The 24045-nt window shown below is 62.3% G+C and carries 21 protein-coding genes and 1 riboswitch; of the genes, 18 read left to right on the forward strand and 3 right to left on the reverse strand.

Going from position 1 to position 24045, the window contains the following annotated elements:
- Positions 1-6: 6 nt before the first annotated feature.
- The 13 genes from AB5Y53_RS15200 (at position 7) to mgtE (ending at position 13611) form a co-directional block, all read left to right on the forward strand.
- On the forward strand, positions 7-831 hold the full coding sequence (locus AB5Y53_RS15200; protein WP_010675295.1) for a protein-glutamate O-methyltransferase CheR: 825 nt from the start codon (positions 7-9) through the stop codon (positions 829-831).
- Positions 832-892: 61 nt separating this feature from the next.
- Positions 893-1294: a flagellar basal body rod protein FlgB gene (gene flgB / locus AB5Y53_RS15205; RefSeq protein WP_010675294.1), complete on the forward strand. Its 402-nt coding sequence runs from the start codon at positions 893-895 to the stop codon at positions 1292-1294.
- Positions 1291-1710, forward strand: coding sequence for a flagellar basal body rod protein FlgC (gene flgC, locus AB5Y53_RS15210; RefSeq protein ID WP_005329775.1), 420 nt, complete (start codon positions 1291-1293; stop codon positions 1708-1710). The genes flgB and flgC overlap by 4 nt, the downstream gene beginning before the upstream one ends.
- Before the next feature lie 90 nt (positions 1711-1800).
- Complete coding sequence (locus AB5Y53_RS15215) at positions 1801-2538, forward strand: flagellar hook assembly protein FlgD (RefSeq protein ID WP_010675293.1); 738 nt, start codon at positions 1801-1803, stop codon at positions 2536-2538.
- A gap of 10 nt (positions 2539-2548) precedes the next feature.
- The gene (gene flgE, locus AB5Y53_RS15220) at positions 2549-3895 is read left to right on the forward strand and encodes a flagellar hook protein FlgE (protein ID WP_139736370.1); all 1347 of its coding nucleotides are present in this window, start codon (positions 2549-2551) and stop codon (positions 3893-3895) included.
- A 146-nt stretch (positions 3896-4041) separates the two neighbouring features.
- On the forward strand, positions 4042-4788 hold the full coding sequence (gene flgF, locus AB5Y53_RS15225; protein WP_010675291.1) for a flagellar basal-body rod protein FlgF: 747 nt from the start codon (positions 4042-4044) through the stop codon (positions 4786-4788).
- Between the two features lie 14 nt (positions 4789-4802).
- Positions 4803-5591 carry a flagellar basal-body rod protein FlgG gene (gene flgG / locus AB5Y53_RS15230; RefSeq protein WP_010675290.1) on the forward strand — a complete coding sequence of 263 codons (789 nt, stop codon included), beginning with the start codon at positions 4803-4805 and terminating at the stop codon, positions 5589-5591.
- A 16-nt stretch (positions 5592-5607) separates the two neighbouring features.
- Positions 5608-6279 carry a flagellar basal body L-ring protein FlgH gene (gene flgH / locus AB5Y53_RS15235; RefSeq protein ID WP_010675289.1) on the forward strand — a complete coding sequence of 224 codons (672 nt, stop codon included), beginning with the start codon at positions 5608-5610 and terminating at the stop codon, positions 6277-6279.
- 60 nt (positions 6280-6339) lie between these two features.
- Positions 6340-7437, forward strand: a complete 1098-nt coding sequence (locus AB5Y53_RS15240) for a flagellar basal body P-ring protein FlgI (RefSeq protein WP_010675288.1) — start codon at positions 6340-6342, stop codon at positions 7435-7437.
- Positions 7438-7483: 46 nt separating this feature from the next.
- Complete coding sequence (gene flgJ / locus AB5Y53_RS15245) at positions 7484-8584, forward strand: flagellar assembly peptidoglycan hydrolase FlgJ (RefSeq protein WP_069652528.1); 1101 nt, start codon at positions 7484-7486, stop codon at positions 8582-8584.
- A 3-nt stretch (positions 8585-8587) separates the two neighbouring features.
- Positions 8588-10585, forward strand: a complete 1998-nt coding sequence (gene flgK, locus AB5Y53_RS15250) for a flagellar hook-associated protein FlgK (RefSeq protein ID WP_048207975.1) — start codon at positions 8588-8590, stop codon at positions 10583-10585.
- A gap of 3 nt (positions 10586-10588) precedes the next feature.
- A complete protein-coding gene (gene flgL / locus AB5Y53_RS15255) occupies positions 10589-11797 on the forward strand; it encodes a flagellar hook-associated protein FlgL (protein ID WP_010675285.1) in 1209 nt (402 codons plus the stop codon).
- A 177-nt stretch (positions 11798-11974) separates the two neighbouring features.
- A riboswitch (M-box (ykoK) riboswitch) is annotated at positions 11975-12144 on the forward strand.
- 123 nt (positions 12145-12267) lie between these two features.
- A complete protein-coding gene (mgtE, locus tag AB5Y53_RS15260; RefSeq protein ID WP_042017552.1) occupies positions 12268-13611 on the forward strand; it encodes a magnesium transporter in 1344 nt (447 codons plus the stop codon).
- A gap of 58 nt (positions 13612-13669) precedes the next feature.
- Here mgtE and ppx read toward each other — a convergent pair whose 3' ends face one another.
- The 3 genes from ppx to AB5Y53_RS15275 all read right to left on the reverse strand — a co-directional run bounded on the left by ppx (position 13670) and on the right by AB5Y53_RS15275 (position 17808).
- Complete coding sequence (gene ppx / locus AB5Y53_RS15265) at positions 13670-15160, reverse strand: exopolyphosphatase (RefSeq protein WP_041214872.1); 1491 nt, start codon at positions 15158-15160, stop codon at positions 13670-13672.
- Positions 15150-17219 (reverse strand): polyphosphate kinase 1, encoded by a 2070-nt coding sequence (ppk1, locus tag AB5Y53_RS15270; protein WP_201956279.1) that lies wholly within the window; start codon positions 17217-17219, stop codon positions 15150-15152. The genes ppx and ppk1 overlap by 11 nt, the downstream gene beginning before the upstream one ends.
- 76 nt (positions 17220-17295) lie before the next feature.
- Positions 17296-17808 (reverse strand): glycine cleavage system protein R, encoded by a 513-nt coding sequence (locus AB5Y53_RS15275; RefSeq protein ID WP_010675281.1) that lies wholly within the window; start codon positions 17806-17808, stop codon positions 17296-17298.
- 258 nt (positions 17809-18066) lie between these two features.
- On the opposite strand from AB5Y53_RS15275, the gene AB5Y53_RS15280 reads away from it, so the two are divergent.
- From AB5Y53_RS15280 to AB5Y53_RS15300, 5 genes are all read left to right on the forward strand, one after another.
- Entirely contained in the window at positions 18067-18906 is an 840-nt protein-coding gene (locus AB5Y53_RS15280) for a DUF2726 domain-containing protein (RefSeq protein ID WP_368182447.1), read from the forward strand.
- 239 nt (positions 18907-19145) lie between these two features.
- Entirely contained in the window at positions 19146-20564 is a 1419-nt protein-coding gene (locus tag AB5Y53_RS15285) for a sigma-54 dependent transcriptional regulator (protein ID WP_041213159.1), read from the forward strand.
- Between the two features lie 105 nt (positions 20565-20669).
- Positions 20670-21704: a PAS domain-containing sensor histidine kinase gene (locus tag AB5Y53_RS15290; protein ID WP_010675278.1), complete on the forward strand. Its 1035-nt coding sequence runs from the start codon at positions 20670-20672 to the stop codon at positions 21702-21704.
- Between the two features lie 70 nt (positions 21705-21774).
- Positions 21775-23109 carry a sigma-54 dependent transcriptional regulator gene (locus tag AB5Y53_RS15295; RefSeq protein ID WP_010675277.1) on the forward strand — a complete coding sequence of 445 codons (1335 nt, stop codon included), beginning with the start codon at positions 21775-21777 and terminating at the stop codon, positions 23107-23109.
- A gap of 107 nt (positions 23110-23216) precedes the next feature.
- A complete protein-coding gene (locus AB5Y53_RS15300) occupies positions 23217-23978 on the forward strand; it encodes a Nif3-like dinuclear metal center hexameric protein (protein ID WP_010675276.1) in 762 nt (253 codons plus the stop codon).
- The last annotated feature ends 67 nt before the right edge of the window (positions 23979-24045 follow it).

The raw sequence follows: 24045 nt of genomic DNA on the forward strand, positions 1-24045 counted from the left end.
AACTGCATGAAGACACTTTCGGACGACTTATACAGGCAATTCAGCAATTTTCTGGCGCAACAGAGCGGCATAGTGCTGGGTGACAACAAACAGTATCTGGTCAAGAGCCGCCTGTCGCCCTTGATGACTCAGTTTGGTATCGAGAGTCTGTCTGATCTGGTCACCCGGGCGATGAGCGTGCGCGAGCGGGAGCTCAAGATGGCGGTGGTCGATGCCATGACCACCAACGAGACCCTGTGGTTTCGCGATACCTATCCGTTCCAGCTGCTGAGCGACAAGATTTTCCCGGAGCTTGGCAAGAGCGGTCGTCCCATCAAGATATGGTCTGCCGCCTCTTCATCCGGGCAGGAACCCTACTCCATCGCCATGACGGCGCTGGAGCAGCAAGTCAAGCGGCCGGGTACCTTGCCGGGCGGGGTGCAGATAGTGGGGACCGATATCTCCAGCACCATGCTCAACCAGTGCAAGGAGGGGGTCTACGACAGCCTGGCGCTGGCCCGCGGGCTCTCCCCCGAGCGCAAGCGACTCTTTTTCGAACCCTGTGGCGACAACAAGATGCGGGTGGTGGAGCGTGTCAGAAAATTGACCAGCTTCCGTCCCCTCAACCTGCTGGAGAGCTACAGCCTGCTCGGCAAGTTTGACATCATCTTCTGCCGCAACGTGCTCATCTACTTTGCGCCCGAAGTGAAATCCAAGATCCTCAACCAGTTCGCCAGCAGCCTCAATCCTGGCGGCTACCTGATGCTGGGGGCCTCCGAGTCTCTGGCCGGCCTCACCGACAAGTTCGAGATGATCCGCTGCAACCCCGGCATCGTCTACAAGGTCAAATAACCCCGCTCAATACCCTCTTGGCACACCTCTTGCTAAATATTCATGAAGCAGGAGGTGTGCTATGGCAATTTCATTCGACAAGGCATTCGGTGTTCATCAGTACACGCTGAGCGTGCGCGCCAAGCGTGCCGAGGTGTTGTCCAGCAACATCGCCAATGCGGACACGCCGGGCTTCAAGGCTCGTGACATCGACTTCTCACAGGCGTTGCAGGATGCCCAGGGCCAGCAAGGGTTCGGGCTCAGCACCACCAGCGAGAAGCACTTCGCCTTGCAGATGGATACCCCGGGCACGACCCAGTACCGCAATCCCCTGCAACCGGATACCGGTGACGGCAACACGGTGGACGTGCAGCAGGAGCGCAGCGAGTTCCTGCGCAACAGCCTCGAATACCAGGCCTCCCTTGAATTCATGAACAGCAAGATAAGCGGCCTGCTCAAGGCACTGAAAGGAGAGCAAGGATGAGTTTGTTCAAGGTCTTTGACATTGCAGGCTCTGCCATGAGCGCGCAGTCCGTTCGCCTCAACACGGTGGCGAGCAACATGGCTAACGCTGACAGCGTCAGCTCCAGCGTGGAAAAAACTTACCACGCCAGGCGGCCAGTCTTTGCCGCCCAGCTGGATCAGGCCATGTCCGACAAGCAGGCCTCGGTCGGGGTGGATGTGAAGGGCATCGTCGAGAGTGATGCGCCCCTGCTCAAGGAGTACAACCCGAATCACCCCATGGCGGACAAGGATGGCTTCATCTTCAAGCCCAACGTCAACATGGTGGAAGAGATGGCGGACATGATAGCGGCGTCGCGCAGCTACCAGACCAACGTCCAGGTGGCCGATGCGGCCAAGAAAATGTTGCAGCAGACCCTGGGTCTGGGCAAGTCCTGACAGAGGTGAACCCGGATGAGAGTGACCCATGATCGCCTGCCAGGCGGCAACAATCGGCCCAGTGGGCACGCCCTAGAGGGGGGAGCATAAGTGGCAGATACCTATGACAGCCTGCTGGGCGTCAATCGGACGACGTCGGCCCAGACCAGTACGGTCAACACCAGTACCCAGAAAAAGGAGCTGGATCAGGAGTCCTTCCTGAAGCTGCTGACCATGCAGCTCTCCTATCAGGATCCGTTCAAACCGGTGGACAACGCCCAGATGCTTTCCCAGATGACCTCGATGTCGACGTCTCAGGGGATCAGCAGCCTCTCCACCCAGATGGAGAGCCTCAACAGCCTGATGACTTCCAGCCAGGCGCTGCAGGCCTCCGCGCTGGTGGGACAGAACGTGCTGATCCCGTCCAACACGGGTTACGTGGAGAAGGGAGGCACCCTCACGGGGGTCATCGCCACCGGCGATGGCGGCAGCAACATCAAGGTGACGGTGAAGGACGAGAGCGGCCAGGTCATCCGAGAGTTCGCCATCGAAGGGAGCCACAAGGGGAACGTGGCCTTTGAATGGGATGGCAAGGACAAGTCCGGCAACCAGGCCAAGAGCGGCAAATATTCGATAGAGGCGCATGCCACCGTCGACGGCAAGTCGGAGAGCGTCCCCGCCCTGACTTACGCCAAGGTGGAGAGCGTCACCCTGGGAACGAGCACCAACCCCAGCACCCTCAAACTCAAGGGACTGGGCGGCATCTACCTGACCGATGTATTGGAAATTGGCGCGACGACCGGCAAGACCACCACCCAGTCGGCTTCGTCCTCTAACGCAGTGATCTAAGGAGAAAGACATGTCATTCAACAATGCCCTCAGCGGCATCAATGCGGCTCAAAAAGACCTGAACGTCACCGCGAACAACATTGCCAACGTCAATACCACCGGCTTCAAGGAGTCCCGCGCCGAGTTCGCCGACGTCTACGCCAACTCCATCTTCGTCAACGCCAAGACCCAGGTCGGCAACGGGGTGGCGACTGGCGCGGTGGCCCAGCAGTTCCACCAGGGCGCGCTGCAATTCACCAACAACGCGCTGGATCTCGCCATCCAGGGCAACGGCTTCTTCGTGACCTCGGACGGCCTGACCAACCTGGATCGCACCTACACCCGTTCAGGCGCCTTCAAGCTCAATGAGAGCAGCTACATGGTCAGCAACTCCGGCGGTTATCTGCAGGGGTACGAGATCAACTCTGATGGCACCCCCAAGGCGGTGAGCATCAATGCCACCAAGCCCATCCAGATCCCGGACAAGGCCGGTGAACCGGTGCAGACCACGACGGTCGAAGCTGGTTTCAACCTGCCTTCCAGCACGAAAACGCTGATGGATGTCAATGCCTCCAAATTCGATCCCACTGACTCGACCACCTACTCCTCCTCTACTTCCGTGGTGGTCTATGACTCCCTGGGCGAGCCACACACCATCACCCAGTACTTCACCAAGGAAGCGGATCCGGCCGATCCTACCCAAGCGGCGGTGCCGACTGCCTGGCGCATGTACCTCTATGAAGGGGACAAGCCCATCGACATCGTAGGCGGTACGGCCACCACCATGGCGACCGGTTTGAGCCAGGCCCCCCTGAGCGCCCGGGTGACCTTCGATGCCTCCGGCAAGATGGTCACACCCACCACCCCGGCGGTCATCAAGACGGAACCCCTGGGGGCGACAGGGGCTGGTATTATCACCAATGGCGCCGATGGCACCCAGGAGATTGAGTTCAAGCTCGGTACCGTGACCCAGTACGCCTCCCCCTTTGAAGTGAGCAAGCTGACTCAGGACGGCTCCACCGTCGGCCGCCTGACCAAGGTGGAGATCGGGGCGGATGGCATTGTCTCCGCCACTTACAGCAACGCCACCACCGTCAAGGTGGCCATGGTGGCCATGGCGAAGTTTGCCAATGCCCAGGGTCTCACCCAGGTCGGCGACACCTCCTGGCGCCAGTCCCTGCTCTCTGGCGATGCCTTGCCCGGCACCCCGAACTCCGGCACGTTCGGCTCCATCAAGTCGTCGGCACTGGAGCAGTCCAACGTGGATCTCACCACCGAGCTGGTCGACCTCATCACTGCCCAGCGCAACTTCCAGGCGAACTCCCGTTCCCTGGAAGTGAACAGCTCCCTGCAGCAGAACATACTGCAGATCCGCTAAGACGGCGGGTAGTTGGCAGGGGCGCTTCGGCGCCCTTTGTCATTTCCGTCCCGCCTCATTTCCTCCTTTCATTCCGTCTTCGTCATCTCTCTTGGCATTCAACTTGCAGTTGAGCTGTGAGAGTCATCTGTTTGACGGAGGATCCCATGGATCACCTGCTTTACATCGCCATGTCCGGGGCCAAGGAGAACATGAACAGCCTGGCTGTTCGTGGCAACAACCTTGCCAACGCCAACACCATTGGCTTCAAGTCTGACTTCGAGCAGGCGCGCAGCATGCAGGCGTTTGGCGAAGGGCTGCCCACGCGGGTGTTCGCCATGACCGAGCGGCCGGGCCAGAACCTGCAGCACGGCATGCTGATGACCACGGGTCGGGATCTTGACGTTGCCGTCGATGGGCCGGGCTGGATTGCGGTGCAGGATCCCAACGGTGCGGAAGCCTATACCCGCATGGGCAACCTGCAGCTCAATGCCACCGGCAATCTGCAGACCTCCACCGGTCTGAACGTGGTGGATGATGCCGGTCAGCCCATCGTGCTGCCCCTGCCCATGGAGAAGATCGAGATCAATCGTGACGGTACCATCAGCGGCCGTCCCGAGGGGGCAGCCGCCAACCTGCCGGAAGATTTCCAGCGTATCAAGCTGGTCAACCCGGCGGCAGATGCGGTGGAGAAAGGCCAGGACGGCCTGTTTCGCCGCAAGGATGGCCAGAATGAGGCCGCGTCTGCGGATGTGGGCCTGATCGCCGGCTCCCTTGAGGGGAGCAACGTCAACGTGGTCGACGAGATGACCAACCTTATTCGCTTGCAACGTCAGTTTGAAACTCAGGTCAAGATCATGAAGACCGCCGAGGAGAACGACGAGGCACAAACCCAGCTGCTGCGTATCAGCTAATCAAGGAGCACCCCATGAATCCTGCACTCTGGATCAGCAAGACCGGCCTCGATGCCCAGCAGACCAACATCTCGGTCACTTCGAACAACCTGGCGAACGCCAGCACAGTGGGCTACAAGAAGGCGCGGGCCATCTTCGAGGATCTGCTTTATCAGAACATCAACCAGCCTGGCGGTCGTTCCTCGGCGGACACCGAGCTCCCTTCCGGCCTGATGCTGGGGGCGGGGGCCAAGGTGGTCGCCACCCAGAAAAACCACAGTCAGGGCAACGTCCAGACCACGGACAACTCCCTTGACCTGATGATCAGCGGTCGCGGCTACTTCGAAATCCAGCTGCCCGATGGCAGCGCCGCCTATACCCGTAACGGCCAGTTCACCCTGAACGACGAGGGGACCATCGTCACCCCGGGCAACGGTTACCCGCTGCAACCGGAGATCCAGATCCCCGAGAACGCCCAGAGCGTCACCGTGGGGGAGGATGGCCAGGTCTCCGTCCAGCTCAAGGGGGATGGCCAGTCTCAGGTGGTGGGCCAGATCAACACCACGGACTTCGTCAACCCCACCGGCCTGCAGCCCATGGGGGAGAACCTCTTCCTCGAGACCCAGTCCAGCGGCGCACCCATTCAGGGGACAGCCGGTGCGGACGGGCTGGGGGTGATCAAGCAGGGGATGCTGGAGACCTCCAACGTCAACGTGACCGAGGAGCTGGTGAATCTCATCCAGGCTCAGCGGGTCTACGAGATGAACTCCAAGGTCATCTCCGCCGTCGACTCCATGATGTCCTTCCTGACCCAGCGTACCTGATGAAAGGAGTGTCATGATGAAAGCCATATGGATGCTGGGACTGCTGACGCTGGCGGGTTGCACCAGTACCCCCAATACCGCCAAACCGGATGACCCGGATTTCGCCCCCGTCTACGGGGAGTCGGAGCCGGTGTCGGTGCGCCCGACCGGCGCCATCTTCCAGCCCGAGCAGGTCAACGGCATCTACTCGGACATCAAGGCGCACCGGGTGGGTGACATCATCACCATCCAGTTGGCGGAGTCGACCTCGGCGTCGAAAAAGGCCAACACCCAGAGCGGCAAGGACAACAAGCTGGCGCTCGACCCCGTCACCCTGGGTGGCGTGCCGGTCACGGCGGGGCCCTACGATCTGTCGGCCTCCATCGGCCAGAACAGTGCCTTCAAGGGACAGGCCAAGGCGGATCAGAGCAACAGCCTGCAGGGCAACATCTCGGTCAGCGTGGTCAAGGTACTGCCAAACGGGAACCTGCTGGTGCGCGGCGAGAAGTGGATCATGCTCAACAATGGCAACGAATACATCCGCATCACCGGTCTGGTGCGCCCGGAGGACGTGAGCTCGGAAAACAGCGTCTCCTCCCAGAGGGTGGCCAATGCGCGTATCTATTACGGCGGTACCGGGGATCTGGCGAACACCCAGGAACAGGGCTGGCTCACCAGCTTCTTCAACGGCCCCTGGTGGCCCATTTAAGACTCAAAAGTCCCGGGCGTTCACGGGCCCTGGATCAGGAAGGTTTTGTTAGGAGATGTCATGAACCGATTCCGTCTGCTTGCCCTGCTGTGCTGCCTGCTGCCCTTCGGGCTGGCGCACGCATCCCGCATCAAAGACCTCGCCTCGGTGGAAGGGGTGCGCAGCAACCAGCTGATCGGTTACGGTCTGGTGGTGGGCCTGCCCGGCACGGGGGAGAAGAACAACGCCTTCACCGAGCAGACCTTCAGGACCATGCTCAACAACTTCGGCATCAAGGTGCCTGACAACATCAAGCCCAAGATCAAGGACGTGGCACCGGTAGCCATCCACGCGGATCTGCCCCCCTTCTCCAAGCCGGGTCAGACCATAGACGTCACCGTCTCCGCCATCGGCGAGGCGAAGAGCCTGCGTGGCGGCACCCTGCTCCAGACCTTCCTGAAAGGGCTGGATGGCCGCGTCTATGCGGTGGCCCAGGGCAGCCTGGTGGTCGGTGGCCTCGGGGCCGAAGGGGCGGACGGCTCCAAGGTGGTGGTGAACACGCCCACAGTGGGGCGCATCGCCAACGGGGCGACTGTGGAGCGGGAGGTTCCCAACTCCTTCAGCCAGGGCGACACCATCACCTTCAACCTGAACCGGCCGGACTTCACCACCGCCCGCCGTCTGGCGGACGTGGTCAACGATCTGGTGGGTCCGAACACCGCCCAGGCGATGGACGCCACCTCCATCAAGGTATTCGCACCGCGGGATCCGGCCCAGCGGGTCTCCTACCTCTCCACCATCGAGAACCTGGAAGTGGACCCGGCGAGCGAGTCCGCCAAGATCATCGTGAATTCGCGCACCGGGACCATCGTCATCGGCAGCGAGGTCAAGCTGCGCCCGGCGGCCATCAGCCACGGTGGGCTGACGGTCACCATCGCCGAGAACCAGCAGGTCTCCCAACCCAATCCGCTCGCTGGCGGGCAGACGGCGGTCACCAACAACTCCACCATCAACGTGCAGCAGGATCCCGGTCGGATGTTCAAGCTTGATACCGGCGCGACCCTGGACGACCTGGTGCGGGCGGTGAACCAGGTGGGGGTCGCCCCCGGGGATCTGATGGCGATCCTGGAGGCGCTGCAGCAGGCGGGCGCGATCCAGGGCCAACTGGTCATTCTGTAATTTCGTGAGCGGCAAGCGGTTGCCACGGGCGGCAAAGAGGTAGGTTATGGCAGAGTTCGACACCCAGAGCGGTATCAATATTGGCATGGTGCAGGATGTCCAGAACCTGGACAAACTGCGCCAGATGAGCCTGAGCAAGGAGGGGAAGCAAGGGGCCCTGATGGCGGCCGCCCGCCAGTTCGAATCCATCTTCACCCAGACCCTGTTCAAGGGGATGCGCCAGGCCAACTCGGTGCTCACCGAGGGCAACCCGATGAACAGCAGCTACACCCAGTTCTATGAAGGGATGCTGGACGAGCAGCGGGTGGCCGACATGTCGAGCAAGGGGGGGCTGGGCATTGCCGAGATGGTGGCCAGGCAGCTCTCACCCGAGCAGACCTTCACCCATCAGGATGGCCGGGTACTCAAGCTGCCCCAGCGTACCGAGCGGGTCTACAAGCCCTATCAACCCCCCAGTGCCTCCAACGATCTGATTGCTGCCTCCAAAGTTGGCAAAGATTTTGCTGATAACGAAATGAAGGGTGAGCTGAATGGGGCCGAGCGTACGCTGGCCATGCCAAGACGCCCCCACCGCACCGTGCCGCCCATGGGCAGCAGCCAGAGGCCTTCGGCCCTGGATGGCAGCGCCAAGGTGTTTGACAGCCCGGAAGAGTTCGTCGACAGGCTGATGCCGCTGGCCAAGAAGGCGGCGGACAAGCTGGGGTTGAGCCCGGCGGTGCTGGTGGCCCAGGCCGCCCTTGAGAGTGGCTGGGGCAAGCGGGTGATCAAGGATGCAGACGGAAACGTGACGCACAACCTGTTCGGCATCAAGGCCGATCCGCGTTGGGAAGGCCCCAAGGCGGTGGTGAGCACCCTGGAATACGAGCAAGGGGTGGCCTCGCGCCAGAAGGCGGCGTTTCGCTCCTACGAGTCGTTCGAAGAGAGCTTCAACGACTACGTGGATTTCCTGACCTCTGGGAGTCGCTACAAGGGGGCGCTGGCCAAGGTGGACAGCCCGGATCGTTACTTCGAGGCGTTGCAGCAGGCCGGTTATGCCACCGATCCCCAGTACGCCAGGAAACTTAAACAAGTGTTGCGCAGTGATGCCATCGCCGGTTACTCGACGCCCGGCAACATTGCAGACAGGAACACAGAGATGGAGCTGTAAGCTATGGCAAGCGATCTGCTTGGAATTGGGACCTCGGGTGTGTTGGCCCAGCAGCGACTGCTGCAGACCACCAGCAACAACATAGTGAACGTCAATAGCCAGGGCTATGTACGTGAACGCACCCTGATCTACACCAATTCCGTCGGATTGGGGACGGGCGACATGGTGAGCGAGCGCATCATCAACGCCTATGCTCAGGCCGAGGTGCGCCGGGATACGTCCGCCTATCAGGCGGCCAACACCCGCTACGATCAACTGTTCCGGCTCGACAGCCTGCTCGGTGATGCCAGCAACAGCGTGGGGACCACCATCACCTCCTACTTCAAGGCTTTCCACACCGCCAACGAGTCACCGTCCGAGATCGGGGGGCGCAAGACGACCCTGAGTGAACTGAGCGGCATGGTGGACAGATTCCATACCCTCTCCGCCCAGCTCGACAAGCAGTCCGATACCATCAACGCCACCATAGGGGATGAGACGGACAGGGTGAACAGCCTGCTGAACAGCATCAACGATCTGAACCAGGCCATTGTCCGCACCCAGGGCTCCCCTGAAGAGAACCTGATGCTGTTCGATCAGCGGGATGAGGCCATTCGCCAGCTCTCCGAGAAGATGGAGATCCGCACCGTGACCCAGCCCAATGGCAGCATGCTGGTCAACATGAGCACAGGGCACTCCCTGGTGCTCGATGGCGGCGTGGCCCAGTTCAAGGTGGTGCCGGGGGATCCGGATTCCCGTGAGCCTTCCCTGCAGCTGACCCTGGGCAAGAACCAGGCCAGCATCAACGACCAGGATATTGGCGGTGCCATCGGTGGCCTCTTCACCGCGCGCCGGGATCTGGAGCCCGCCAAGCGGGAGCTGGGGCAGCTGGCCGTCGCCCTGGGGGATGCCATGAACCAGCAGAACCGGCTGGGGATGGATCTCGACAACGAGCTTGGGGGGGATCTCTTCACCCTCAAGGGAAGCCAGGGGCTGCCCTACGCCAGCAACCAGGGTAACGGGGCGGCCAGCGTCAACTTCGTCCCCGGCAAGGGGAGCGAGGTGACCACCTTCGACTACGAGGTGCGGTTCAACAGCGCCACCGGTTACGAGGTGTTCGCCATCGACGGCAGCGGGCAGCGTACCTCGCTCGCCACGGGGACCACGCCGCCAGCCACCTTCGAGGTGGCGGGACATGGCATCGAAATCGATCTCTCCGGCACTCCGGTCGCGGGTGACAAGATCTTGTTGCAACCCACCCGGAATGCGGCTGCCAACCTGGAGCAGGCGATCACCCGTCCCGAGGATATCGCGCTGGCATCCCCCTTGAAGGCGGACAAGGGATCCCAGAACCTGGGCTCGGGCGAGATAACGCTGGGCGGTGTCTACAACACCGGCACGGGCTCGGGTTTTGGCACCAACACTCTGGACCCGAGTGCACCCCAGGTCATCAAGATCGACGGCAGCGGCAACTACGAGGTCTATGACAAGAACAACAACCTGCTCGGTGTGGCCCCCGCCTCCAGCAAGGGAAAGAACCTGATGGCCGCCCTCGAGAGCCCCCTGGGGGGGCCCAAGGTCTACGCCGATCCGACCCAGAGCCCGGGCTATGAGTTCAGCATCACCGGCAAGGTGGAGGCCAGCGACAGCTTCACGCTCAGCTACAACAAGGACGGCTTTGCGGACAACGCCAACGGCCTGGCGCTGGCGGAGCTGCAGAACAAGGAGCTGGTGCGCAAGAACAACAACGCCGCCACCAGCAACGACAAGATGACCTTCAACGATGCCTACTCGGGTCTGGTGAGCGGCATTGGCAACAAGACCAGCCAGGCCAAGACCCTGCTGCAGGCCAACGAGGCGAAGCTGACCCAGAGTACCGCCATCTTCGAGAGTGTCTCCGGCGTCAATCTGGAGGAGGAGGCGGCCAACCTCATCCGCTTCCAGCAGTCCTATGCGGCCTCGGCCCAGATAGTGAATACCGCCAAGACCATCTTCGACACCCTGCTCTCCTCCGTGAGGTAAGTCATGCGCATCACCACCAACATGATCTATGACCGCAACCTTGCCTCCATGAGCAAGGTGAGCGAGCGCCAGAACACCGCCTACAACCAGTTGATGACGGGGGATAAATTCTCCCGTTCCGGGGAGGACCCGGCCGGCATGAGCCAGAAGATGGCGCTGACCAAGGAGATCGATCTCTTCAAGCAGTACGGCGTCAACGGCAGCCTGCTGGAGAACAGCCTGGGCCACGAGGAGACGGTGCTGACCTCCCTCAACAACGCCATGCTGAGTGCCCAGACCCTGATCCAGAAGGCGAACAACTCCGCCATGGGCTCCGAGGAGCGCAACGCCATCGCGAGCGAACTGGAGGGGCTGCAAAAGCAGATGTTCGACCTGATGAACAGCAAGAACTCCCAGGGGGAGTACATCTTCGGCGGCAATCAGAGCAAGACCCAGCCCTTCGTCAAGGATGCCAGCGGCAACTATGTGTTTCAGGGGGACACGGGGCAGCGCAACATCCAGGTCTCTCCCACGGTGCAGATCCCGGCCAACGACTCCGGTTTCGATCTGTTCGAGATGGTGGCGACCCGGCGCACCGCCAGCGCCGCCAGTGGCAACATCCAGGTGTCGGTGGCGGATCAGGGGAACTTCGAGAGCTTCTATCGCAACAACTATGATGCTTCCCTGCCGAGCAACCAGTATGCGGTCAGCACCCTGGCCGGGCCGCCGGACACCTACGAGATCCGTGACAGCGGTGGCACCCTGCTGCAAAGCGGCGACTATGTGGCGGGCAACAAGATCCCCTTCAACGGCCTGGCGCTCACCCTCGACCTCCCTGCGGGGTCGGCGACCCAGAACTTCGTGCTGGATACCCCGAAAAACGACAACATCCTCAATGGCATGTCCGATTTCATCTCCGCCATGCGCGATCCGACCCTGTCCGAGAGCGATTTCCAGCTGGCGGTCTCCGATGCCACCACCCACATGAGCAACGCCAGAACCAAGATAGACCGGGGACTGGGGGAGCTGGGGGGAAGGATGAACAGCCTGGAGCAGGTGATGAGCTCCAACGACGGACTCAGCACCCTGAACCAGCAGGCGCGGGCCAAGGTGTCCGAGGCGGACATGTACGAGGTGATCGCGGCCCTCTCCAAGGAGGATGCAGCCATGAGCGCCTCCCAGCTCGCCTTCAGCAAGATAAGCAAGCTGACCCTCTTCGACTATATCCGCTGACGTTCGTCCGTTGACCGCAGGCTCCCCCGTGCCACGCACGGGGGAGCCTCGTTTCATGAAAGGCCCGTCGTCCGGCCAATTTGTAACAACCCGTTGCCAGGGGCCCGTTTGCCTTGACTCGACATGCGCCTGGGCAGATGATGCCGCCCGCACGGTAGCGCCGTGCAATCAATGTTCGCAGCATCTCGTTAGGCGAGGCTCCTGCATAAACACAGGCCACTGATCTCACGACGTCCAGAGACGCCCAAGATCAGGACAGTTTTCATCGGATTAAGGTGTCAACCCAAGTGGCTTCCGGCATGCCGGATACGTTATGCAGTGCTAAAGCTGGTACGTGGGGATGAAAACACGCCGGACGGCGTCATTTCCTGCCTGTTACTCGTCAATCAAATTGCTGTTTTCTTGCCGTTGCATCCGGCCAGGTGCCGGAGGCGTTCAGGTTCGCCTGAAATCACATGAGGACATCTGTGATGAAGAAAACACACACCCTGCTCAATCGTCATCAACTGCTCGACCCGGTTGCCCTGCGCAACTGGCTGGCGCACAACCTGGATCCGGTGGCCCGTGCCGATCAGCTTCTGACCCTGCGCCCGGAAGAGCTCAACTGCATCTTCGATACCCTCTCCATGCCGGAAGGGGCGTCCTTGCTCGCCTCCCTCCCGGCGGAGTGTGCCGGCCATCTGCTGCTCAGGCTGCATGGCAGCATCGTGGGAATACTGCAGGGCACCCTGGCCCGTCGTGACCTGCTGGCCATCCTGCGCAGGCTCGACGAGCACGATCGCAAGACCCTGCTCGCCCGGCTGCCAGACCCCGCCCGTAAAGCTTTCCAGTCCCTGCTGGCCTGGCCGAACGAGTCGGTGGGGGCCAACATGCGCCACGAATACCTGGCAGTGGAGGCCGATGCGACGGTGGAAAGCGCCAAGCAGCTGATCCACGGCGCCTGGGATCAGGCCAGGCTGTTCGGTCATCTCTATGTGGTTGACGGCGAGCAGCGCCTGCTTGGCAGCGTCTCCCTCAAGTCGCTGCTGATCGCCGATCCGCTGCTGCCGGTGGGGGAGCTGATGGAGGGGGAGGCGGTGCGCATCAACGCCCGGGCGGATCAGGAGCTGGCGGCCCGCCTGCTCATTGACCGCGACCTCTCGCTCCTGCCGGTGGAAGATCAGGGTCGTCTGGTGGGGGTCTTCCACGTGGATGATGCCGCCGATATCCTGGAGCTGGAGTCCACCGAGGATGCGGAGCTGCAAGGGGGCTCCTCGCCACTCGACACCCCCTATCTGCAGGCCACCCCCTGGCAGTTGTGGCGCAAGCGGGTGGGCTGGTTGCTGATCCTGTTCGTGGCGGAAGCCTACACAGGCACCGTGCTGCGGGCCTTTGAAGAGCAGCTGGAGGCAGCCATCGCCCTGGCCTTCTTCATCCCGCTCCTCATCGGCACCGGTGGCAACAGCGGTACCCAGATCACCACCACCATAGTGCGCGCCATGGCGGTGGGGGAGGTGAGCCTGAAAAACCTCGGCACCGTGCTGAAAAAGGAGATCTCCACCGGTCTGCTCATCTCGGCCGCCATCGCACTGGCGGCCTGGGTGCGGGCCTGGAGCCTGGGGGTGGGGCCCGAGATCGGCATGGTGGTGACCCTGACCATCGTCGCCATCGTGCTCTGGAGCGCCACCGTCGCCTCGGTGATCCCCATGGTGCTGCGTCGCTTTCGCATCGACCCGGCGGTGGTCTCCGCCCCCTTCATCGCTACCCTGGTGGACGGTACCGGCCTCATCATCTACTTCGAGATAGCCAAGCTGATCCTGCCGGATCTGCAGTAGGAAAGGACAAGAGACAAAAAAGGCAGCCATCGGCTGCCTTTTTGCACAGAGGGGCGGATCACCCGAGCTGGAACAGCAGGGGCCAACCCTGCTCGTGGCAGTAGCGGTGCTCCTTTTCCAGGTTCTGCATCAGCAACTTGTTCTCGTCGCACCAGTCCAGAGGCAGGGTGACCACCAGCTGATCCCCGGCGGCCTGCACGTTCCACTCGGGCAGCAGGTTGTCCTGACGCCTGTGGTGGGCCGCCACCGCGAGGCGTAGGATGCGGATGCAGCGCAGCACCGTCTGCTCGTCGTGGTTGGGCAGGGCCGGCAGCTCGGAGAGCTTGAGCCCCTTGCGATGAAAGCGCACCAGGGCCGCCAGCAGGGCCTGATCGTCCTGGTTGAAGCCGGGCAGGTCGGTGTTTTGCAAGATGTAGGCGGAGTGTTTGTGGATGCCGCTGTAGTTGATGGCAAGGCCGATTTCGTGCAACCGCGCCGCCCAGCCGAGGATGGCGCGATAGGGCTCTTCCGGCATCTCCCAGGGGCCGCTCAGGGCGTCGAACAGGGAGAGGACGCTGCTCTCTACCCGGGTGGCCTGGCGCTTGTCGATGCGATAGTGGGTGCTGAGTGCAAGCGCGGTGCGTTCGCGAATGTCGTGATGCTGCAGGCGCTCCTCGAACTCGTAGAGCAACCCTTCGCGCAGGGCGCCGTCGGAGTACTCCATCCGCTCGATGGGCAGGGAGGTGAAGAGCCCGAGCAGGATGGCCACCGCGGCGGCGAACACCCCCTGACGCTCCTCGGTGAGGCCCGCCAGCTTGAGCTGGTCGACCCGCTTGTGCTTGAGCATCTCTTCTTTCAGCCGCTCCAGTCCCGCCAGGGTGATGGCACCATCGGTCCACTCTTCCCCCTGCAACACGTCGCGCACGGTGCGGATGGAGCCCGAGCTGCCGAGGCAGCTCTGCCAGCCCAGCTTGCGGTACTGGTTGATGATGGGGGCGAGCTGATGCTGGGCTTCCAACACGGCGGCGTTGAAGGCCTTCTCGCCGAGCTTGCCGTTGCCAAAGAAGCTCTGGGTGAAGCTCACGCAGCCCATCTTGCGGCTGGTGAGCGCCTTGTGCTCAAACCCTTCGCCAATGATGAGCTCGGTGCTGCCGCCGCCGATGTCCACCACCAGCACCTGGCCCTCGATGTGCTGGGTATGAGCGACCCCCTGATAGATGAGGCGGGCCTCTTCCTGGCCGCTGATGATCTCGATGGGGTGGTTGAGCACCTTGGCCGCCTCGCGCACGAAGTCGCGGGCGTTGCTGGCGCGGCGCAATGTGTAGGTGCCGGCGATGCGGATCTGATCCGGCTTGATGTTGGTGAGCCGCTCGGCGAACAGGGCGAGGCAGTCCAGCCCGCGCGCCATGGCCTCCTGGGACATGCGGCGCTGCTCATCCATCCCTTCGGCGAGGCGCACTCGCTCTTTGATGCGATCGATGATCTGCATCCGCCCCTCGGTGAGGCGGGCAATGACCATGTGGAAGCTGTTCGAGCCCAGATCGACAGCGGCGTACAGACTATTGTCCATGGTTTGACTCTATGCGTTTGAGGTAGTCGTAAATCGCCACCTGGGAACGGACCTTGCGGCGGTTGCCCCGCTTCACGTACTCGTTCTTCTGGTCGGCATCGATCACCCGCGCCTTGCAGGTATCACTCAGTTGTAGCTCGAGAATGTCGAGGATGCGCTGCTTGAGCCGCTCGTCATAGATGGGGGTGCCCACCTCGATGCGACCGTCGATGTTGCGGCTCATCCAGTCGGCACTGGAGATATAAAGCTGGGGATTGCCCTTGTTGTGGAACACCATCACCCGCGGATGTTCGAGGAAACGGTCGATGATGCTGATGACCCGGATGTTGTCGCTCAGGCCCGGCACCCCCGGGCGCAGGGCGCACATGCCCCGGATGATCATCTGGATGGGCACCCCGGCCTGGCCGGCGGCATAGAGCCGGTTGATGAGGTCTCTGTCCACCAGGTTGTTGATCTTGAGGGTGATGCCGCTGGGTTGCCCCGCCTTGGCGTTGGCCAGCTCGTTGTCGATGAGGCGATAGAGCTGGCGGCGGCTGTTGATGGGGGAGACCAGCAGGTGGTTGAACTTGTAGCGCCGGTAGGGGTACTCGATGTACTCGAACACGCTTTCCACCTCGGCGGTGATGTCCGGATGGCGGGTCAGCAGGGAGAAGTCGGTGTAGATCTTGGCGGTCTTCTCGTTGAAGTTGCCGGTCCCGATATGGGCGTAGCGCACCGCCTCGCCGTTCTCGTGGCGGGTGATGAGGCAGAGCTTGGAGTGGATCTTGAGGCTGGGCACCCCGAACACCACCTTGACGCCTGCGTCGGTCAGGATGTTGGCCCAGTCGATGTTGGCCGCCTCGTCGAAGCGGGCGCGCAGCTCCACCACCACGGTCACCTTCTTGCCGTTGTTGGCGGCGTCGATGAGGGAGTGGATGATCCGCGACTTCTTGGCCACCCGGTAGATGTTGATGCGAATGGCGCTGACCGCCGGGTCGAAGGCCGCCTGGCGCACCAGCTCGGTGAAGTGGTGGAACTTGTGATAGGGGTAGTAGAGCAGGATGTCCTGCTTGGCGATGGCGTCAAAGGCGTTGACGAAGCCGTCAAAGTCGCGGCAGTCCAGGGCCGGCAGCTTGGGGTTTTCCAGATAATCCCGGCCCACATTGGGGAAGCCGATGAAATCCTTGAAGTTGTGATAGCGCCCACCGGGCATGATGGCGTCGTAGGAGCTGATCTGCAGCTTGAGCTTCAAGAAGCTTATCATGGCCGCCGGCATCTCCCGCTCGTAGACGAAGCGCACCGGCATGGCGGTGAGACGCTGTTTCAAGCCGTCACTCATCTTGTCCACCAGACTGAGGTCCAGCTGGTCGGAGAGGTCATATTCGGCATCCCGGGTCAGCTTGACCGCGTAGGCGGCAATCTCGTCGTAGTCGAAGAAGCCCTTGAAGATCTCGTCCAGACAGAAGCGGATAACGTTGTCCAGGATGATGATCTGCTTCTTGCGACGGGTGCCCTCCGGCGGTAGCTGGAAGAAGCGGGGCAGATCGTCGGTGGGTACTTCCACCAGGGCGTACTGGATCACCTGGCCGTTCTTCTTCATCTCGATGGCGAGATAGGTGTGCTCGTCTTTCAGGAACTTGACCGGGTTGACCTCTTTGTTGAGCAGGATCGGGATGATGTGGCGCAGCACCTTTTCCCGGAAGAAGACCCGCAGCCACTGCTGGATGGACTCGGAGAGCTGGCTTTCGTTCACCAGGAAGATGTTGTGGCGGGCCAGCGCGATCAGCAGCTCCTTGTAGGTGTTGTCGAATGCCTCGCCGAGCGCCATCACCTTCTGCTGGATGGCGCGCAGCAGCACCTTGGCCTCGTCGTCGCCGCCGTGGACTTCGTTGATGAGGATGCGACGCTTGACGTCCGACACCCGTACCTTGAAGAACTCGTCCTGATTGGAGGAGAAAATCCCGAGGAAGCGGACCCGCTCGATGAGGGGTACCGTCTTGTCCATCGCCTCTTGCAACACCCGTTCATTGAATGAGAGCCAGCTAAGCTCTTTCTCTTCATACTGCTTGTCGGTGCTCATCTGGTGCCTCTTTGCTCTGGTTGCGTCTGCGCGGAAGTTATGGCGTCAAACCATGACAAATTTATGACAGGCGACACTATTCGCTCAGATCCTGATCGATGTCGACGACGAGGTCGTCGGAGAGGGACTCCAGGGCCGTGACGAGATCGTCCAGTTCGAGCTGCGGCGGCAGGGCCACCAGAGCGTGGGCATAGAAGAGGGGGGCGCCTGAGTGGGGCGCAGGTTCGCAACCTGTGGTGAGGTCGGCGACGTTGATGTTGAGCTGTCGCAGGATGCTGGCCACTTCGTGGACGATGCCCGGTCTGTCGTTGCCGGTGACGCTCAGCATCACCTGATGGGCCGGTTGCGGGCTGAGCTGCCCTTCGGCGAAGCTCACGGTGAGGCCAGGCAGCATCACCAGGGCCTCGCACAGGCTGCGGTAATGCTCGTCAGGCACGGCGACGTGCAAAATGCCGGCAAATTGCCCCGCCAGCTCGCTCATGGAGCTGGCCAGCCAGTTGCCCTGTTGCCGGGTGATGGTATCGGCCAGGCTCTCGACGATCCCGGGTTTGTCTGCGCCGATCACGGTGACGACCAATTGCTTTTGCATCCTGCTCTCCTTGAATGGGGCTGCGTGGGGTCCGTTGACGCCTGGCGGCGACGGGGTGCGCGCCAGAACGTCCATGGGCTCTAGCATTGTGCCTGCTGTGACAGGCCATATGAAGCCCGCCTTGCGCAAATTCAGTGAAAAAACGCGAATGCCGGGACGGGCTTGATTTCTGCGCTGCCTGAGTCGCTTTCCCCGTGGTAGAGTGTGCCCCTTCCTCTGGTGTGAACTGAATTTGTCTTGTAAACGGGATGTGCGTGTATGAATAGCCTTGTCGTATCGGGAGCCGTGTTGCTGGGGTTGCTCCTGCTGGTGATCGTCTGGCGCAGGGAGAAAGGGGGCAAGGCCGAGCCCTATGATCTGCAGGAAACCTTGATGAGCCCAGCCGAGCGCACCTTCTTCGGGGTGCTGGATCAGGCGGTGGGGGACAAGGCCCGTGTCTTTGCCAAGGTACGAGCCTCCTTTGTACTGGCGCCCGAGGCGCATCTTGGCAAGGGCAAGCGCCAGCAGGCCCTCGGCAAGATAGGGGAGAAGCACTTCGATTTTCTGCTCTGCCACCCGGCGGATCTCTCTTTCCTGTGTGCCGTGGAGCTGGATGACGAGGGGCACCGCCACCAGAAGCGCAAGGCGCGGGATCTCTTCCTGAAGGCGGCCTGCGATGGCGCCGGTCTGCCGCTGTTGCAGATCCCGGCCAGCAGCCACTACCAGGTCGACGAGTTGCGGGAGCAACTGCTGCCCCTGCTGGCGAGAACGACGGCGCCGGTGGATGACCTGCTGCCCGGCGAGCGCCGCGAACCGACCTTCAGCCCGCTGCTGCTCGATGGTGTCGATCTGGGCACGTCACACCCGGGGGCTGCCAGGGAGCCCCAGGTGCCGCCCCCCCAGGCCGAAGAGGCAATGCCCGTGTTGATGGGGGAGAATCCCTTCCTCGATCCGGATGAGGAGGAGCCCCGGGAGACGACCCCTCATTGCCCCCGCTGTGCCGCGCCCCTGGTGGCACGGGAAGCACGAAAGGGTCCTCATGCCGGTCGCCTGTTCCTCGCCTGCAGCCGGTTTCCCGAGTGCCGCTATGCCGCACCCCAGGAGAGCGTGAAACACTGATCCCTTCTCTGACGCCGCGCCCTGTCGGCGTCATTCTTTCCCCTTCGCTGGTTTTCATCCGATACTCAATCTGGCTGGAAGCGTGATCCCCGTCCCGCCAGGGTCCGGGAGGATGCGACAAGTTTTGACAATCCGCCAGAATTTTGGCACTTTGTCCCCCTTATGACACAGTGCGAAATTGGTTTTAATAAGCACTTAAAAAACAATAACTTGGCGTCAGGTGTGAAAATATGGATAGGATGGCTATGGGTGTGCTGCTTGTTGATGCCGATGATGTGCGGCGCCAGCAACTGGGGACTGTGCTCTCCTTCATGGGGATCCCCTGGCAGGAGGTGGTGGAGAGCGATCTCGATGTGGCCATCGAGACTGCCGGGCCCTTGCAGGGGATTCTGGCCGGGGAACTGCGCGAGCGCGCCCTGAGTGAGCTGCTTGCCGCCCATCCTCGTCTGCCCTTCCTCTCCCTGATGCCGGCGAGCCATGGTTGCAGCAACTTCATCGGGGTGGCCGAGGCCCCCTTTACCTATGAGTCCCTCACCCGTCATCTGCACTTCTGCCAGGCCTTCATCTCCCTGCATCCCCGTCATCAGACCCACGACAAGGGTCAGACCCTGCTGCGCCTGCTGGTGGGCAAGGGGAGGGGCATCCAGGAGGTGCGTCGTCTCATCGGCCAGGTGGCCGAGACCGACGCCAACGTACTGATCCTCGGTGAGTCCGGGACCGGCAAGGAGGTGGTGGCTCGCGCCATCCACGAGCTGTCCGCCCGAAGCGCGGGCCCCTTCGTGCCCATCAACTGCGGCGCCATTCCGGCTGAACTGCTCGAGAGCGAGCTGTTCGGTCACGAGAAGGGGGCCTTCACCGGTGCCATTGCCGCCCGGCGCGGCCGCTTCGAACTGGCCCAGGGGGGCACCCTCTTCCTCGACGAAATCGGCGACATGCCGCTGCCGATGCAGGTCAAGTTGCTGCGGGTGCTGCAGGAGCGCCAGTTCGACCGGGTCGGGGGCGGCAAGGCCGTCCAGGCAGATGTGAGGGTGATCGCGGCGACCCACCGGGATCTGGAAGCCATGATCCGCACCCAGGCATTTCGCGAAGATCTCTACTACCGCCTCAATGTGTTCCCCATCGAGACGCCCCCCCTGCGGGATCGGGCCGACGACATCCCGCTGCTGCTGCAGGAGCTGCTCAATCGCCATGCCGAACAGCACAAGGGGATCATCCGTCTGACCCAGCGCGCCATGGAGTCCCTGATGCAGTACGCCTGGCCCGGCAACGTGCGCGAGCTGTCCAACCTCATCGAGCGCCTGCTCATCCTCTATCCGAACCAGATCGTCGATGTGGCGGATCTGCCCGGCCGCTATCGCCTGCTGCCCTGCGAGCCACGAGATGAACGGCTCACCGAGATGGACGAGCGGGACGCCCTGGCTGCCGTGTTCCAGTCCCCACCAGAGCTGGATCCCGGCATCGCCATGCCCCTGCCCATGCAGTTGCCTCAAGAGGGGGTCAACCTCAAGGAGATGCTGGCCGACCTCGAGGTGGAGCTGATCCGCCAGGCCCTGGAGTCCCAGGACGGGGTGGTGGCCCGCGCCGCCGACCTGCTCAGCATGCGCCGCACCACCCTGGTGGAGAAGATGAAGAAGTACGGCATGAGCAAGGACAATTGAGGTCAATGCTTTGACGCATTGACCCAATACATTGATAAATAACGTCTATTTTGCTGGCATGGAAATTGAATAAGCTGACTCAATCGCCAGTTTGAGGTCAGCTTTATGACAATCTTGCAGCAGGATGCCCCCCTCCAGTCACATGAAGTGAGTCAGCTTTACGCCATCTTCACGGCGCTGCCGACCGGCGTGCTGCTGCTCGATGGCGAGGGGCTGATCACCCGCGCAAACCCTGCCGCCCTGGCGCTGCTGGGAGAGCCACTGGAAGGCCTTTCCTGGCGCCAGATCATCGCCCGCTGCTTCGAACCCCGTGAGGATGACGGTCACGAGATCTCCTTGCGCGACGGCCGCCGGGTCCAGCTGTCGACCCAGCCGCTGCCGGATCAGCCCGGCCAACTGGTGTTCATTACCGACTTGACCGAGACCCGCCAGTTGCAGGACAGGGTCAACCACATGAAGCGCCTCTCCGCCCTTGGCAACATGGCGGCTTCCCTGGCGCACCAGATCCGCACCCCGCTCTCCGCCGCCATGCTCTATGCGGCCAACCTGGCCAACCGCACCCTCAAGCCTGAATCCCGCAGCCAGTTCCAGCAAAAATTGATGGCGCGCCTGCAGGATCTCGAGAAGCAGATCAACGACATCCTACTGTTTGCCCGCAATGGCGACAACCAGGTGGTGGCGCCCCTCTCGGTGCAGGGCCTGCTGGCGGAAGTGCAGGCGGGGGCCGAAGCCTTCTGCCAGCAGCAGGGGTGCGCCTTGCATCTGGAGGCCCCTGAGCCCGATCTCTGTCTGCTTGCTAACAGCAGTGCCCTGGCGGGGGCCATCAACAACCTCATCGCCAATGCCCGGCAGGCCGGCGCCGATTCGCTCCTGGTGAGCGCTGTGCGCAGCGGCAACCGGGTGGAGATGCGGGTCATCGACAACGGCAAGGGGATGGCCCCCTCCCTGCTCAACCAGATCTTCGAACCCTTCTTTACCACCCGATCTCAGGGCACGGGCCTCGGTCTTGCGGTGGTGCAGTCGGTGGTACGAGCCCATCAGGGGGAGGTCAGCGTGGCCTCGGTCCCTGGCGAGGGCACCTGTTTTACCCTGTCCTTCCCCCTGCATCAGCAACAGGTTCAGTTGGGGGGCGTGGCATGAGGCGCGCAAAAGCCGGAGCGCCGGTGAAGATGATTCTCGACAAGGCCATGTTGGTTGTAGGAGGTGTGGCATGACCCAGGCTCGCATTCTGGTAGTGGAAGATGACAACGGCCTGCGCGAGGCGCTGGTGGATACCCTGCTGCTCGGTGGCTATGAGTGCCGCGAGGTGGACAGCGGCGAGCGGGCCCTGCTTGCCCTGTCCCGTCAGCGCTTTGACATGGTGATCTCCGACATCCAGATGGGGGGCATGGATGGTCTGACCCTGCTCGCCAACATCCGCCAGCAATATCCCCAGGTGCCGGTGCTCCTGATGACTGCCTACGCCAACATCGACGGGGCGGTGCGCGCCATGCGCGAGGGGGCGATCGACTATCTGGCCAAGCCCTTCTCCCCCGAGGTGCTGCTCAACCAGGTCAGCCGTTATGTGCCGGCCCAGAAGGTGGAGAAGCGGGCCGTGGTGTACGGGGACCCCAGGACTGCGGAGCTGTTCCAGCTGGCGACCCGGGTGGCGAGAAGCGAAGCCACCGTCATGGTGACCGGACCGAGCGGGACGGGCAAGGAGGTGCTGGCTCGCTACATTCACGACCACTCCAGCCGGGCAGAGCAGGCCTTCGTCGCCATCAACTGCGCCGCCATTCCGGAGAACATGCTGGAAGCGACTCTGTTTGGCTACGAGAAGGGCGCCTTCACCGGTGCGGTGCAGGGGTGCCCTGGCAAGTTCGAGCAGGCTCAGGGAGGAACCCTGCTGCTCGACGAGATCACCGAGATGGATCTGGGGCTGCAGGCCAAGCTGCTGCGGGTCTTGCAGGAGAAAGAGGTGGAGCGGCTCGGCAGCCGCAAGATGATCCCCCTGGATGTGCGGGTCATTGCCACCAGCAACCGGGATCTGAAAAAAGCGGTGCAGGACGGGCTGTTCCGCGAGGATCTCTACTACCGCCTCAACGTCTTCCCCCTGCGCTGGACGGCGCTCTGGGAGCGCCCGGGGGACATTCTTCCCCTGGCGGAGCATCTGCTGGCGCTGCATGCCAGCCAGATGGGGCTGCCGACGCCGCAGCTCGCAGAGGACGCCCGAGAGCGTCTGATGGCTCACCCCTGGCCCGGCAACGTGCGCGAGCTCGACAACGTGGTGCAGCGGGCCCTGATCCTCTGCCCAGACGGCCTCATCGACTGTGAGCACCTGATCCTGGAGGAGACGGACGAGACCCTGGTGCGCCCGCTCGAGCGGTTGTCAGGGGAGGGGCTCGGTGGCGAACTCAAGCAGCAGGAGCACCAGATCATTCTGGACACCCTGCAGGAGTGCAACGGCAGTCGCAAAGCGGTGGCCGACAAGCTCGGTATCAGCCCGCGCACCCTGCGCTACAAGCTGGCCCAGATGCGTGACGCCGGCATCGAGCTGCCCGCCTAGGCCTGACAGGCGCATGGCCTTGCCGGTCCGGCTCGATTATCATGGGCCCTGACGATCGGAATCCGGTTCCCCGCGCAGTACATGGGGAGCCCAGCTAGGAGACCCCCATGATCTCTCATCGTAAACTGGAAAGCCTGCTCAACCACCTGCTCGAACCCCATGCCATCAAGGATTACTGCCCCAACGGCCTGCAGGTGGAGGGGCGCGAGCGCATTCGCAAGGTGGTGACCGGCGTCACCGCCAGCCAGGCCCTCATCGATGCCGCCGTGGCCGCCGATGCTGACGCCATCCTAGTCCATCACGGCTACTTCTGGAGCGGCGAGCCGGCCCAGATCACCGGCATGAAGCAGCGTCGTCTCAAGACCCTCTTGACCCACGACATCAACCTGTTTGCCTATCACCTGCCGCTGGACGTGCACCCCGAGGTGGGGAACAACGCCCAGCTTGCCAGGCTGCTCGGCATCAAGGTGCGTCGCGGCCTCGAACCCTGGAACAGCAAGAGCGTCGCCATGGTGGGCAAGCTGGAGGAGCCCATGAGCGGCAGCGATTTTGCCAAGCTGATTGCCGAGCGTCTCGGTCGCGAGCCGCTTCATTGTGGTGACAGTGGCCCCGAGCTCATCCGCTCCGTGGCCTGGTGCACCGGCGGTGGCCAGAGCTACATCAGCCAGGCGGCGGAGCAGGGCATCGATGCCTTCATCTCCGGCGAAGCCTCCGAGCAGACCATCCACACCGCCCGCGAGATGGGGATGCACTTCTACGCCGCGGGCCACCACGCCACCGAACGTTACGGCGTCAAGGCGCTGGGAGAGTGGCTCGCCACTGTACACGGGTTGGAGGTGACCTTTATCGATATCGACAATCCGGTGTAGGGCCGATTAGCCGCGCAGCGGCGTCATCGGACGTGATGACAGCCATTGCGCTGGTCGATGGAAATGA

The organism is Aeromonas sp. R7-5, from assembly GCF_040908015.1.
Taxonomy (GTDB): domain Bacteria; phylum Pseudomonadota; class Gammaproteobacteria; order Enterobacterales; family Aeromonadaceae; genus Aeromonas; species Aeromonas caviae.

Coding starts and splice junctions, on each gene's coding strand:
- AB5Y53_RS15290 (WP_010675278.1), top strand. CDS start 20,670: ATGACAATCTTGCAGCAGGATGCCCCCCTCCAGTCACATGAAGTGAGT.
- flgE (WP_139736370.1), top strand. CDS start 2,549: ATGTCATTCAACAATGCCCTCAGCGGCATCAATGCGGCTCAAAAAGAC.
- AB5Y53_RS15200 (WP_010675295.1), top strand. CDS start 7: ATGAAGACACTTTCGGACGACTTATACAGGCAATTCAGCAATTTTCTG.
- flgC (WP_005329775.1), top strand. CDS start 1,291: ATGAGTTTGTTCAAGGTCTTTGACATTGCAGGCTCTGCCATGAGCGCG.
- AB5Y53_RS15295 (WP_010675277.1), top strand. CDS start 21,775: ATGACCCAGGCTCGCATTCTGGTAGTGGAAGATGACAACGGCCTGCGC.
- mgtE (WP_042017552.1), top strand. CDS start 12,268: ATGAAGAAAACACACACCCTGCTCAATCGTCATCAACTGCTCGACCCG.
- AB5Y53_RS15240 (WP_010675288.1), top strand. CDS start 6,340: ATGAACCGATTCCGTCTGCTTGCCCTGCTGTGCTGCCTGCTGCCCTTC.
- flgG (WP_010675290.1), top strand. CDS start 4,803: ATGAATCCTGCACTCTGGATCAGCAAGACCGGCCTCGATGCCCAGCAG.
- AB5Y53_RS15275 (WP_010675281.1), bottom strand. CDS start 17,808: ATGCAAAAGCAATTGGTCGTCACCGTGATCGGCGCAGACAAACCCGGG.
- flgK (WP_048207975.1), top strand. CDS start 8,588: ATGGCAAGCGATCTGCTTGGAATTGGGACCTCGGGTGTGTTGGCCCAG.
- ppk1 (WP_201956279.1), bottom strand. CDS start 17,219: ATGAGCACCGACAAGCAGTATGAAGAGAAAGAGCTTAGCTGGCTCTCA.
- AB5Y53_RS15300 (WP_010675276.1), top strand. CDS start 23,217: ATGATCTCTCATCGTAAACTGGAAAGCCTGCTCAACCACCTGCTCGAA.
- flgL (WP_010675285.1), top strand. CDS start 10,589: ATGCGCATCACCACCAACATGATCTATGACCGCAACCTTGCCTCCATG.
- flgB (WP_010675294.1), top strand. CDS start 893: ATGGCAATTTCATTCGACAAGGCATTCGGTGTTCATCAGTACACGCTG.
- AB5Y53_RS15280 (WP_368182447.1), top strand. CDS start 18,067: ATGAATAGCCTTGTCGTATCGGGAGCCGTGTTGCTGGGGTTGCTCCTG.
- flgH (WP_010675289.1), top strand. CDS start 5,608: ATGAAAGCCATATGGATGCTGGGACTGCTGACGCTGGCGGGTTGCACC.
- ppx (WP_041214872.1), bottom strand. CDS start 15,160: ATGGACAATAGTCTGTACGCCGCTGTCGATCTGGGCTCGAACAGCTTC.
- flgJ (WP_069652528.1), top strand. CDS start 7,484: ATGGCAGAGTTCGACACCCAGAGCGGTATCAATATTGGCATGGTGCAG.
- flgF (WP_010675291.1), top strand. CDS start 4,042: ATGGATCACCTGCTTTACATCGCCATGTCCGGGGCCAAGGAGAACATG.
- AB5Y53_RS15285 (WP_041213159.1), top strand. CDS start 19,146: ATGGCTATGGGTGTGCTGCTTGTTGATGCCGATGATGTGCGGCGCCAG.